The 12,323-nt window shown below is 44.1% G+C and carries 14 protein-coding genes; 7 read left to right on the top strand and 7 right to left on the bottom strand.

Annotated features, from left to right (window positions below):
- Positions 1-66 precede the first annotated feature (66 nt).
- Positions 67-594 (top strand): lipocalin family protein, encoded by a 528-nt coding sequence (locus IE082_RS04610; protein WP_189492265.1) that lies wholly within the window; start codon positions 67-69, stop codon positions 592-594.
- A 55-nt stretch (positions 595-649) separates the two neighbouring features.
- Here the strand turns inward: IE082_RS04610 and IE082_RS04605 are convergent, their stop codons facing one another.
- The 5 genes from IE082_RS04605 to IE082_RS04585 form a co-directional block, all read right to left on the bottom strand.
- Positions 650-1,126, bottom strand: coding sequence for a flavodoxin family protein (locus IE082_RS04605; protein ID WP_189492260.1), 477 nt, complete (start codon positions 1,124-1,126; stop codon positions 650-652).
- Complete coding sequence (locus tag IE082_RS04600) at positions 1,123-1,500, bottom strand: cysteine-rich CWC family protein (RefSeq protein ID WP_229809721.1); 378 nt, start codon at positions 1,498-1,500, stop codon at positions 1,123-1,125. Before IE082_RS04600 ends, IE082_RS04605 begins: the two co-directional genes overlap by 4 nt.
- A gap of 176 nt (positions 1,501-1,676) precedes the next feature.
- On the bottom strand, positions 1,677-1,886 hold the full coding sequence (locus tag IE082_RS04595) for a hypothetical protein (RefSeq protein ID WP_189492258.1): 210 nt from the start codon (positions 1,884-1,886) through the stop codon (positions 1,677-1,679).
- A 98-nt stretch (positions 1,887-1,984) separates the two neighbouring features.
- Positions 1,985-2,632, bottom strand: coding sequence for a retron system putative HNH endonuclease (locus IE082_RS04590; protein WP_189492255.1), 648 nt, complete (start codon positions 2,630-2,632; stop codon positions 1,985-1,987).
- The gene (locus IE082_RS04585; RefSeq protein WP_189492252.1) at positions 2,632-3,789 is read right to left on the bottom strand and encodes an AAA family ATPase; all 1,158 of its coding nucleotides are present in this window, start codon (positions 3,787-3,789) and stop codon (positions 2,632-2,634) included. Before IE082_RS04585 ends, IE082_RS04590 begins: the two co-directional genes overlap by 1 nt.
- Positions 3,790-4,061: 272 nt before the next feature.
- Between IE082_RS04585 and IE082_RS04580 the strand changes: the two genes are divergently transcribed.
- Genes IE082_RS04580 through IE082_RS04570 form a run of 3 tightly spaced genes read left to right on the top strand, consistent with a single transcriptional unit; the run spans position 4,062 to position 7,479 of the window.
- Positions 4,062-4,724: a TnsA endonuclease N-terminal domain-containing protein gene (locus IE082_RS04580; protein ID WP_189492249.1), complete on the top strand. Its 663-nt coding sequence runs from the start codon at positions 4,062-4,064 to the stop codon at positions 4,722-4,724.
- Complete coding sequence (locus tag IE082_RS04575; RefSeq protein ID WP_229809720.1) at positions 4,721-6,589, top strand: TnsB C-terminal domain-containing protein; 1,869 nt, start codon at positions 4,721-4,723, stop codon at positions 6,587-6,589. The genes IE082_RS04580 and IE082_RS04575 overlap by 4 nt, the downstream gene beginning before the upstream one ends.
- Entirely contained in the window at positions 6,586-7,479 is an 894-nt protein-coding gene (locus tag IE082_RS04570; protein ID WP_189492242.1) for a TniB family NTP-binding protein, read from the top strand. The genes IE082_RS04575 and IE082_RS04570 overlap by 4 nt, the downstream gene beginning before the upstream one ends.
- 15 nt (positions 7,480-7,494) lie before the next feature.
- Here the strand turns inward: IE082_RS04570 and IE082_RS04565 are convergent, their stop codons facing one another.
- Positions 7,495-7,758: a hypothetical protein gene (locus IE082_RS04565; RefSeq protein ID WP_189492239.1), complete on the bottom strand. Its 264-nt coding sequence runs from the start codon at positions 7,756-7,758 to the stop codon at positions 7,495-7,497.
- A gap of 78 nt (positions 7,759-7,836) precedes the next feature.
- Between IE082_RS04565 and IE082_RS04560 the strand changes: the two genes are divergently transcribed.
- The 3 genes from IE082_RS04560 (at position 7,837) to IE082_RS04550 (ending at position 10,675) form a co-directional block, all read left to right on the top strand.
- Positions 7,837-8,856: a TniQ family protein gene (locus IE082_RS04560; protein ID WP_189492236.1), complete on the top strand. Its 1,020-nt coding sequence runs from the start codon at positions 7,837-7,839 to the stop codon at positions 8,854-8,856.
- A gap of 138 nt (positions 8,857-8,994) precedes the next feature.
- The gene (locus IE082_RS04555; protein WP_189492234.1) at positions 8,995-9,384 is read left to right on the top strand and encodes a hypothetical protein; all 390 of its coding nucleotides are present in this window, start codon (positions 8,995-8,997) and stop codon (positions 9,382-9,384) included.
- Between the two features lies 1 nt (position 9,385).
- Positions 9,386-10,675, top strand: a complete 1,290-nt coding sequence (locus IE082_RS04550; protein WP_189492231.1) for a DNA cytosine methyltransferase — start codon at positions 9,386-9,388, stop codon at positions 10,673-10,675.
- Positions 10,676-10,694: 19 nt separating this feature from the next.
- Here the strand turns inward: IE082_RS04550 and IE082_RS04545 are convergent, their stop codons facing one another.
- Positions 10,695-12,311 carry an ATP-binding protein gene (locus IE082_RS04545; RefSeq protein ID WP_189492227.1) on the bottom strand — a complete coding sequence of 539 codons (1,617 nt, stop codon included), beginning with the start codon at positions 12,309-12,311 and terminating at the stop codon, positions 10,695-10,697.
- Positions 12,312-12,323 lie beyond the last annotated feature (12 nt).

Raw genomic sequence — 12,323 nt, 5'->3', positions numbered from 1 at the left:
ATTTTTCCCTCCACACAGACCGCATATAAAAGGGTATGCTACACAGACACCCACAGGAGAATCATCATGAATCCATTCAAATATTTAACCGTCCTCATCACCAGTTTATTTTTAGTCGGTTGTACCAGCAACAGCATTCCACAAGGCGTCACACCTGTGACCAACTTTGACGCCACGCGCTACACAGGTACGTGGTATGAAATCGCTCGTTTAGACCACAGCTTTGAGCGTGGGCTATCCAAGGTCACCGCAGAATACACACTCAACCCAGACAACACGCTCACTGTCATCAACAAAGGTTACTCTGAGAGTAAACAAAAATGGCAACAAGCGACAGGTAAAGCGCGCTTTGTCGGTGACACCTCAACGGGTCATCTCAAAGTGTCATTTTTCGGGCCATTTTATGGTGGTTACATCGTCTTTGAGTTAGATAAAACCAATTATCAATACGCGCTCGTCAGCGGCCCAGACCACTCATACCTGTGGTTGCTGTCGCGCACCCCCACCATCAGCGAACCACTCAAACAGCAGCTGATTGATAAAGCCAAAGCCGCTGGGTTTGGTACTCAAAAGCTAATTATGGTTCAACAATAACATTCAGGCTCAAACAAAAGGCTTCGCTTGATGCACAGAGTCAAGACTTCTCTATTCAAATCAAACCTGCATCAAGCGCCGCCGCCATATACTGCCCCAGCTCATGGGCTGCCGTCACATCTCGCTCGCCCACCTCACCTCGAACCATCAGCGGCTCAAGCGCCGCCTTCATCCCATAACCCACCATAATCCGCTCCATCGCAGCCACTGCGCCACGCCCGTCATTGCTCGCGCTTACCACCAATGCATACGCGCGACCCGCCGTCGCCTCACGCGTTACATCATAGGTTCGATCAAAAACCGCCTTCACCTCGCCCGACATATAACCAAAATTCTCAGGCGTACAAATCACCCAAGCATCCGCCGACAGCACCTCAGGCACCGACACATCACGCGCGTGCAGGAAAGACACCACGACAGAGGACTCACCGTGTTCACCTGCCAACGACAGGCGCGCCCCCTCACAGACCGATTTGGCCAACTCAAACGTGCGTCCCGTGAGGCTGTGATACATGATTAACAATGTTTTCATCCGTCGCGCCCCACATTCACATGACCAAAAGGACAATGCCGACAACCCTGACCGCAACAACTGCCGCGCTTCAAATGAAACCAGCGAGACAACACCCAAGCCCCGCCCTCAACCGTGTAATCCAAACCCTCAACCAACGGCAAGCGCTGACAAGCCATCGCCTCATCCGAAGGCTCAGCATGCACCGCAACCACATCAATGCGCTCACGCAACACCTGCTGCGTGCGTAGGCTCAAACAATCAGGGCATAGGCAACGCTCACCAACTTGAGCCGCCTGCTCCGCACTCAACACAGCAGGATACGCCATGCACCAGCACGTACTGTCAGACGCACACTCAAACGGCTTGCCACATAACTCACAGGCTTCACGCATCAATAGCTCTCATCTTCATTATAAAAACCTTAATCAATCCGACTCGTCGTTGCGGGCTTGACCCGCAACCTCCCGAACGGTGAGCCGCCCTGTCAAAAAACCATTACAAACACCATCGCCTTCACCGCACCATAAGTCAAACGAACAAAACGGGCATTTCTGCCCGTACCGTCTCATCATCGAATGCTCTGCTGAAACAACTTCAAAGCATCCGCCCGTGCATTAGCCAAAGTGCGCATCTCAGGTGCCAAATCATGCGGCACAAAATACTCAGCATCCTGAGCCGCCACCACCAATCCAATCGCCGCCTCCTCATCAAGATCGTACAGCTCATAAATCAAGGTAGTGACTTCGTTGAGGTACTCCTCGTAACTCATGGTTTTCATTCACAGCACTTTCATCATTAAAATTAACGCACATCCATGCGCGTCATTGCGGGCTTGACCCGCAATCTCCCTATATGACCAGTCACATAGAAAAAGCATCACGCAAAAATGAAATAATCACGCAAAAATGAAATAAACGGACGCTCCTTGGCCAGCAACTTTTGTACCGCTTGCCGTCTTCTTATTGGTTCTTTAACACTAGATTTCACCGCTTTTTCTAAAGCCGTGCGAGCGTTAGCTCGTGCGATATTGAGTCTAGGATTGTTCAAATTGAGCAAACTGATGGTGTAATTTGCTTTTGCCACATCTAACTGACTGCCTAATATTTCACAAGTGGTCTTGTCATACACAAAATACTCACCAATATTTTTCACTTCTACTGGGTTTAAAAACAACCCCATATCAAGCGAATCGTCTTTGTGGTGGCCACAAGAATCAATATTTTCGGATGCATAAGGGTTCACTGTTAAAACCGAATTCTGTTGCGCCCCATAGCATGAAGCCACTAAGTTACGGTACTCAAAGCGCAGGTCCGGATGCACTGACTGCGCTTGGATGTGCTCAATATGAGCATTTTCAGCATCAATGCCTACTTCGCAGTACACGCACAAGCCAGCCTGTTCAGCAATTAAATCCACTTTTAACTGTGTTTTACAGTGCAAGTTATTCCAGCTTGGGTCAATCACTATGCTCTGTTTTTCTGTCTCAAAATAGTCGGGAGATGGGCCTTTGTTGATGTAACGCATCAATCCTCCCGCAGGTCGATCAAAAACTGCATTTCTTGCATAAAGGCAGACTCTGGACTTTCCAACTTAAGCAGTTCGCTTTTTATCTGTAAGGCTTGCGGTGAATGCTCTTCTTTGTTCTCAACAAACTCTCTGTATTGTCGATACAAGTCCGTTAGTTTTTTGGGTTGTGCCTCAGCCCCCATCACCTCAGACAAAATACTGTTGACGTCCACTCCAGTCGGCGGCTGGTCACAATGCACGGCTTCAATCTGGCGCGTCTCAGGGTTTTTGCGCAACAAAATCAAATTTTGATAAGGCACACTAGCGATAATCTGCGGTGAATGCGTCGCAATAATGAATTGGTTGTTTTGACCAATATTGGCATAAATCGACATGATTTTTTGTTGCCACGCGGGATGCAGGGCGATTTCTGGCTCATCAATCAAAATAATGGAGTCTTGCGGTTGCAGCATCATCAGCGCAATCACCCGTGCATACAGCTGCTTTTCGCCATCACTGAGCTGGTCAATGGTCACACGCTCACCTGCCACATTTTTAAACAAAGGACGATTAAACTGCTCAGCAGACAAGTCATCCAATTGAGTGAGTAAATCGGCATCTAAGAAATGACTGTTAAACTCATTAATCGCGGCTCGAGTACGCGCCTTGGGATCAGCTATGTCACTTTTGCGCTCTAAACCCAACACATACTCTTTGATATAAAACTCGGCATTACCCAAGAGAGTGCGTTTATTGACTTCTTGAGCAAATACATATTTGAGCTCAAGCTGTGCCTGAGGCTGGAAATCAAAACTTTGTTGTGATGGTAAAAAAATTAACTTTTCATCCGATAATTTAGCCTCGCCTTTATCAATCGACTGTCTTTGTCGATGCCAAAATTGGCCAAAAACGTTTAATTTTTTGTCATGCTTGAGAAACTGCCCATTTAGACTAAAAGCATCAAATTCTATTATACTCTCACGAGTATTCCAAGGGGTATTAAACTCTTCGTAAATTGCTCGCAACACGCTAGTTTTACCGCAGCCGTTAACCCCTGCAATGATGTTAATGACATTGCCATTGGTCTGTGCTGTAATATCGTTCGGTGTCTGAAAGCGCAAGACCACATTTTCTAAGATGCGGCATTTCTTAATATCGACAGACTGGATATACATGGTGATACCTTTGACTTTCCTATCGGGTGGTATTCGGTATACAAACTCATAGCCTTTACCGCTCGATGGAATGGGTTAAATGAATTTCAAATGCTTTATTCCGTATTTATATCAAACAGATCGTCTAACAAAATAAGTCAATGTCACTTCCATAATTAAATGGTACTGAAACCATAGCTTTTTATATATTTAACAACGATATTTGCTACTATAACAATCAAATATCCGCGTATTAAACTTGTTTCACAACATTATTTGAGACTGGATGCGCAATGCCTGTTAGAAAAATTCCAAAAAACTACCGAAATATCACGGGTATTGCTGCGCACTCAAAGGCAAATGGTGCAGCCGCATACGAATCCTCACTCGAGCGCGACTTTCTCAGTCTGCTGGAGTTCTCTAATGACGTAGCTCAATTTGAAGTTCAACCCGTTTCGATTGAATGGTTTGACCCTTCAGGCAAAAAGCGTACGTACACTCCTGATGTGCTGGTGCATTATAAACAATCTCATCACACCACAATCGAGATTTTGTACGAAGTCAAATACCGCAGTGACATCAAAGAAAACTGGCTCACGCTAAAACCAAAATTCAAAGCAGCAGTTGCGTACTGCAAAGCACGCGGTTGGCGTTTCAAGCTCATAACCGAGGTTGAACTTCACACCATTTACATGGATAACGTTCGGTTTTTACTGCCTTATGTGACTCAAGGCGTATTGCATGAGCACTATGAGGCACATATGACACTACTTGATAAACAAATCAGAGCCGTCAAAACAAGCACGCCAAACGAGTTACTTGCTTCCATTTTTGATGATGAGTGGAGTCGTGCTGAGTTATTGCCCACACTTTGGTATCTGATCGGCACATTTCAAATTGGTATCGATTTGAATCAGCCATTATCCATGCAATCTAAAATATGGAGCATTCGATGAACACTCAAACCACGTTGGCCATAAAACTCGGTTCGGAGTTTGTTTTCAATGGTGCACGTTGCGCCGTGACCCACATTTTGGATTTGGATAAGGTGCTGCTGACCGATCTTTTAACGGGTGAAACTCATCAGGCCAACATGACTGAGTTACAGCCTGTCGCTAAAACCAGTAACAACCATGATTTAAACAGTATTGAAGAATCCACATGGAGTAGCATTCAAGAGCGATTTAACGTCATTAAGCCTTTACTTGACAGTGCTGGTCGAACACGCGAGCAAGTCGCACAGCGTGCTAAAGCATTCAATCTTCACACCAATACGGTTTATCGTTGGATTAAACAATACGAAGAAGGCGGCGTGCTCACTGCCCTGTCCAAGCAACCACGTCTTGATAAAGGTCGTGCGCGAGTGCAGTCTGAAGTTGAAGCCATTATCCAGACCGCTATTGAAACGGAATACCTGACGGGACAACGCAAGTCTGCACAAAAGGTTTGCATTGAAGTTAAACGTTTGTGCTTGGCTGCATCACTCAAGCCACCACATGACAACACCATTCGCTCGCGCATTCAGCAACTCGCCCCACAGATTAAAACAGCCAAAAGACAAGGCAAACAAGCGGCTGATGAAGTGTATGCCCCCATTAACAACCAATTCCCAAATGCAAACTCACCACTGGCCGCTGTTGAAATAGACCATACCAAACTCGATATTATTCTGGTGGATGACATTCACCGCCGCCCGATTGGAAGGCCGTGGATTACGGTGGCAATCGATGTTTTTAGCCGAATGATTACAGGCTTTTATGTGTCATTCGACCCGCCCAGTGCCTTATCGACTGGGCTGTGCTTAGCTCATGGCATTATTGCAAAAGAATCATGGCTCACCAAACACGAGGTCAAAGGCACTTGGCCATGCTGGGGACTACCCAAAAAAATCCATCTGGATAACGCCAAAGAGTTTCGCGGCAAAATGCTACAGCGTGCGTGCCAACAATACGGCATCGATATCGAATGGCGACCCGTTGCCCGCCCTCATTTTGGAGGACACATTGAGCGAGCGATTGGCACGTTATTGACAGAGATTCACACACTGTCAGGCACAACGTTTTCTAATACGATTGAACGCAAAGGCTACGACTCTGAAGACAAAGCCATATTGACGTTATCAGAGTTTGAAACTTGGCTCACAACCTTCATCACCGATGTGTATCACCAACGCATACACACATCACTTGGTACTTCACCATTGACCAAATACAAAGAAGGTATCCTGGGCAATCATGAGCGACCTGGCGCGGGCTTGCCACCTAAAATCATCGATGAAACCAAGCTGAGGCTGGACTTCATGCCGTTTGAGGAGCGCACCGTGCAGCAATACGGCGTTGCTTTAGATGAGGTTCACTATTGGCACGATGTACTGCGCCCGTGGATTGGCGCAACCGAACCGAGCAACCCAAAAGTCGCGCGTAAATTCATCTTTCGTCGTGATCCACGCGACATCAGTGTGATTTGGTTCTTTGATCCCGAATTACGCTCCTACTTCACCATACCGTATCGCGATGGCTCTCACCCTGTTTTGAGTATTTGGGAGCTGCGAGAAGCCAAGCGCATATTGAAAGCCGAGGGTAAAAAGCACATTGATGAACGCATGATTTTCTCGGCATATGAGCGCATGAGAACAATTGAACAAGCAGCTGCTGGCAAAACCAAAGCAGCACGTCGCGCGCAACAGCGTCGCTCAACCAATCATGGTACGCGCATTCAAATCCCCATCAAACCTCTATCACATGATTTGAACATGAATAACCCAATTGATGAACTCTCGGACGATATCCAACCGTTTGATGATTTGGATGACTTGTCATGACACATAAACATCTCCGTGAAGCAACCATCAAGTTCTTGGAACTCTCATATGAAGAGCGCATTGAGCGCATCCGCTCACCACGCTGGATAGGCTATCCGCAAGCGAAGCGCATCATCACAAAATTAGAAGATTTGCTGGTTTACCCCAAAAGCCATCGTATGCCCAATCTGCTGATTGTCGGTGATACCAATAATGGCAAAACCATGCTGGTTTCACGTTTCCGTGCCATGCACCCAGCCAGAGACAATCCGAATGGCGGAGCAATCATTGCGCCCACATTGATGGTTCAGGCCCCACCCACACCCGATGAAGGACGCTTTTACAATGCGATTCTTGACGTGTTGTTTGCACCCTATAAGCCGCACGACCGCATCGACAAAAAACAGTTTCAAGTCATCAACATTTTGCGACGCATTGGCCTAAAAATGCTCATCATCGATGAGATACACCATGTTTTGGCTGGCAGCATGAACCGCCAAAAAACCTTCTTAAACGTCATCAAGTATTTAGGCAACGAGTTACAAGTGCCGATTGTCGGCATTGGCACCAAAGACGCATTTCGCGCCTTACAGACCGATGCGCAACTATCCAATCGATTTGAACCTGCCGTCTTGCCTCGATGGGAGTTTGACAAAGAGTTTTTGAGCTTATTGACCAGTTTTGAGCGCATGTTGCCACTCAAAAACGCATCCAATCTGCACGAAACATCGTTGGCCACCCGCCTGTTTTCAATGTCTGAAGGTTATATTGGCGAGTTGTCGAGAATACTCACTGAAGCAGCAGTCAGAGCCGTTACGTCAGGAGAAGAGCGCATTACCATCAAAATACTCGATGCCATTATGTGGGTATCGCCAGCTGACCGTAAGCGACAACTTGACCAGTTGAGTTAATTTGCACGAAGGAAATTAATTGATTACACCCATGACAATTCTGTCTTTTATGATTTCTATTATGTGACGATCTAAATTCTCGCCATGTGTTGTATGAAAATCCGAACCCGCGTCTTGACTATACTCAAAATCGACGTCTAACTGTTCACGAGAAGAACCATTAGTTCCAATCAAGTAGATACGTGCTATCTTGCCATCCTGAACCCCATCACCATCATACTTTTCTACAATATCTATTTCGTACTCTTTACCATTATGGCTAAACTTTTCTGATGTCATAATCCTCTCCTATCATAGGATACAAATTGATTAGCGGTATAGTAGCCTAATATTACGCACTAATAAAATCTTTTTAAAATGAGTCTTTGGCCTATTCATCCACAACCTTACTCTGATGAACTGCTGTCATCATGGCTTGTACGGATTGCTCATGCCAACGGCCTCAAAGTCCAAACGTTCTGTCATTTAGAGTTTGACCAACGCTTCGAGGTATGGAACCGTGATATTGATCGCCTCGCTCCCGACTGGCTGTTACAGAGAATTCAAGCGAAAACTGGGCTATCACGCAAGAGGATTCTTAACACAACGCTACTGGCCTATCAAGGCAAACTCTATGACAGATACCGCGCAGCGGGTCAATTACCGTGGATAACCACTTTGCAGATTTATCACCGTAAACGTCGTGGTCACGGATTACAGTTTTGCCCACAGTGTTTGGCTGAAGATGACGAACCTTATTTCCGTAAGTCATGGCGCACCGCACTACACACACTTTGTCCAAAACACATGAATTTAATGCACGACCATTGCCCCGCTTGCGACGAAAGTATTGCGTTTTACAGGCAAGAACTGGGGAAGCCAAAAGAACATCAATTCAATCCGCTCAGCACCTGCTGGCAATGTCAGTTTGACTTGTCAAAAGCAGACGTGCAAAAAGTTGATGTATGGGATAGGCAGCTATTCAGCGACTGGCGAAATGTGCTGCGTAACTTCTTAGATGAACCCATTCCATTTGACCAAGAAATGCGCGACCAACTGAAAATCACACACCATTTTATGAAGGTGCTGTTTTCACCACGGCTTGCGCCAAAGCTTCATGCGTACCTTTGTGCTCAAACGGGGCAAACACTACAAAAAATAGAAAGCAGCGAAACTCGCATATCGTGGGAGAGCTACAAAGTCGCAGAGCGGCATCACGCTCTTGGGCTTTGCTTGTGGCTGATGAGTGATTATCCGAACCGCTTGTTGAATGCTTGGGCTGACAAGGCAATACGTTACAACCACATGCTCAAGGATTTTAATGACGGCCCTAAAAGATTTATTGAGTTAATCCATGTGCTGAACCGCAATGTAGATAAGAAGCTTTATAAACGGTGATAACCTCAGGCGCAAAAGAGGTTCAATAACTCACCTATAACAAAATAGACCTCTCACTTTTGTTGAAGTGCGGTAAAACGTTGACTTAGTATTAAAAAAATGATACATTTATCTAAATTGTATTAAATTTATGAGACAATGAATAACTTTAAAATTACCAACCTCGACATCAGCATAGCGGTTAAGAACGCTGTAAAAGAACAACACAAAACTGTTAGAGCTTGCGCCAACGCCTTTAACTTAAGGCACTCGGGTGAAATCAAAGGCAAGGGATGGAAAAAAATAGATAAGGACTTTGTTCAACGAATTTGCAGTAACCAATTTAGCGTTGTGACACCTCGTGTATCAAATTTATGCGCTTTTTTGAAAATTGATTTAGGAGCGCAGCCCACTCCAGAACGAAGCGTGTTTACAAACGAAATTGCTGCATTAGATAGGGTTGTCCAACACAACCCCGACTTGGAAAAAACTCTTCGGTCGCTTTTATTAAACGTTGCAGAGGCATTTACACTTAGGGAGGCAAAGTAAAATGAAATTTATTGATTTATTTTCGGGGTTAGGTGGTTTTCATGTTGGTTTGAAAAACAATGGACATGAGTGTGTATTCTCTTGTGAGATTGATAAAGACCTACGAGATCTTTACGAAAGCAATCACGGAGTCAGACCCCATGATGATATTCGCACCGCACGCGAGTCAGAAATTCCCGCACACGATATTTTATGCGCAGGATTCCCATGCCAACCATTCTCGTTAGCAGGAAAGAAAAAAGGAGCGACGTGTCCAGAGTCAGGTCGGCTGATCGATCATGTTGTTAGAATAGCAAAACACCATAAGCCAAAATTTATATTGCTTGAAAATGTACCAAATGTTTTAACCATTGAAAATGGTCAGTTTTGGAACTATGTTCGTAGTTCTTTTGAACTCATTGGTTACAAAATGGATTACCGTATCATTTCACCCGTAGATTTAGGTATCCCTCAAAATCGCAAACGTGTTTTTATTTTAGGAACTCGATCTGATGTTAAAAATGAATCATTTAAATGGCCATCAGCTAGTGATGAAGGGATTATAAAAGTAAGTTTAAATGAAATCCTTGATAACTCTTTGCATCATAAAAAATTGGAAATCAAAAAATCAGACACGCTTTTATTATGGCAAGAGCTACTCAATGGATTAAATATCGAAACGCTCAGCGGTGTCTCAATCGTAGCTCCAGAGTTTGGAGCGAATTACCCTGAAAACTTCGTTAATCTTTCATTGAAAGACATGAGGCAGTACAAAGGCGCTTATGGACAATCTTTGGAACGTTGCCGTACTTGGAGCGAGCTATTGAGTCATATACCAAGCTACGCACAAAAAAACAAGAAAATTTCACCATGGATACTAAAATCAGTTCGTTTCAGTAGAAACCTTTATCAAGAAAATAAAGGGCTCTGCGAAAAATGGTCGAAAAAACTAAACAAAATCAATAACAGTTGGCAAATACTTGAATGGCGCGGCGACCATACAAAACACGTTATTGGGAATCATGTTGTCCAGTTCAGAGCTTCTGGTATTAGGGTACTCAGGGCTGATGTTGCACCATCACTCATCGCCATGACCCCCACGCAAATTCCAATCATCCCGTCGGAGTCTCGTTATGTTTCAAAATATGAGGCAGCGAAACTACAACACTTACATACGCTGAAAAAGTTACCCGAAAAAAACAATGCGGCATTTAAGGCACTCGGTAATGCCGTAAACGCCAAAATAATCGAATTAATTGGTAGAAACTTAACATCAATTAACTCGCACGCATCAACGATAAATTCTGTCTAAAAACACCATCTAAAGAAATTTAGCTATAAGCCCATAAAAGCAAAGCCTCCAAGTTAATCGCAAATTTATGCAGCTCTGCAAAATTGGTTTTATAGTGCCCATGAGCAATGTTATTCAGAAGAATAACGTCAGGCTGTGCTCCATTAGCACAACTTTGCACGCATTTAACAATGACATGGTCTTTTTTAGCATCAAAGAAATCGTTTGAATGGCTATACATATAATTTAATAAAGACTTTATCCCCTTCTCTGAAACTTTAGGGTATTCCGCATGAAAATCTCGTCGTATTTTATCCAAGCACCCTAACTCTAAAACGGTTCGAAAACATAAAGCAGTCCCTAACTCACGTTTAAATTGGAATTGCCAAATCGTTTCATCAATTATGGATGAGAGTGCTAAATTTGTCGTACTCCCTCGCAGTTTCCGAAGCAGTGCAAGCAAAGGCGGCTCTTTTGGTTTGGGTGTTGGTTTGGGTGTTGGTGTTGGCTTAGGATTCGGATTCGGTTCTGGCTTAGGGCCTGGTTTCGGACTCGGTTTTGCCCCAGGAATATCTGCCTCACTGACTACTTCTCTCACTTCTTTCAGGCGGTATTCTTGAGCTTGTTTGAGCAAATCAATTACTCCTGGTACCGCACGCAATTGCTCTGCAAATAAGTCATCGTCGATCTCAAATTTATCTTTCGTGTACGTAACAGGTAGTCCATCAGCATATAGCTCGCCATATACCCGTTGACGAGCATATTTGTTTGATGTTTGAAATAGTTTGCTAGGTAAATATGGGCGCGCGTTGAGTCCTTGAATAACCCGACCATAACGAAACATAATAATCCCAGGATTAGCTACATAACTGCCTGTTTCTAGCAAGGACAGATAACCACTGATTTGTATTCCTTGGAAAACCATATCTATCGGGACGTACCATTTTTTTGATTCACCAAACGCATAAACTACTTTTCCAAACTCCTTGTATGTTTTGGCTTCTAATATAATTCGTTCAGTATCAAACTTCAAAGAGGTAGGCGTACCATTAAAATGAGCTGTCAGAACCAACTCAGGGTCTGAACCCATGGTGAATTTTTGATACAACTCACGCAAATCTTGGCATATACCTTTAAATTTTAATTGATCTATTGGCTTCCTTAATTCAGACAAAACTATAGTAGTTCCGTTTTCCCCATCCCCTTGTTTTTCTTGAACCTCGACGACCTCCTTGTGCATATTAATAAGCGAAAGAAGATCAAATTTCATATCAAACTTAACCATTTGATTTTTTGGTTCTGTTAAAAGTTGCCACGTATCACAAAACCAAACTGCCGCCGCTTTCATGCCAATACCGAACTCACTCAAACCCTTTTCACTTGGTGGTTTGGCAGGTTTCATAGCATCAACCAGTTTATCTTTAGCAATCCCTGGTCCGTTATCTTTGATAAGTAGCGAATTTTTAAGAGAGGCCTGTTTAAAGTCACTTGAATAAAAATGAAGATCAATATTTAACTGCTCTCTATCTGATCCCGACATCAAGTGAGCTTGTAGCGCATTGTCTATAAACTCTGCTATTGCATAAGCAGGGTCGTAACCTTGACTTTTCAGTAAGTTATACATGGCCATATCTGGTGAAACATTTACTGGAAACATTATTTACCCTCT

The organism is Formosimonas limnophila, from assembly GCF_014652675.1.
GTDB classification, from domain to species: domain Bacteria; phylum Pseudomonadota; class Gammaproteobacteria; order Burkholderiales; family Burkholderiaceae; genus Hydromonas; species Hydromonas limnophila.
The sequence above is the reverse complement of the archived record's forward strand: the minus strand, read 5'-3'. Positions and strand labels throughout refer to the sequence as shown.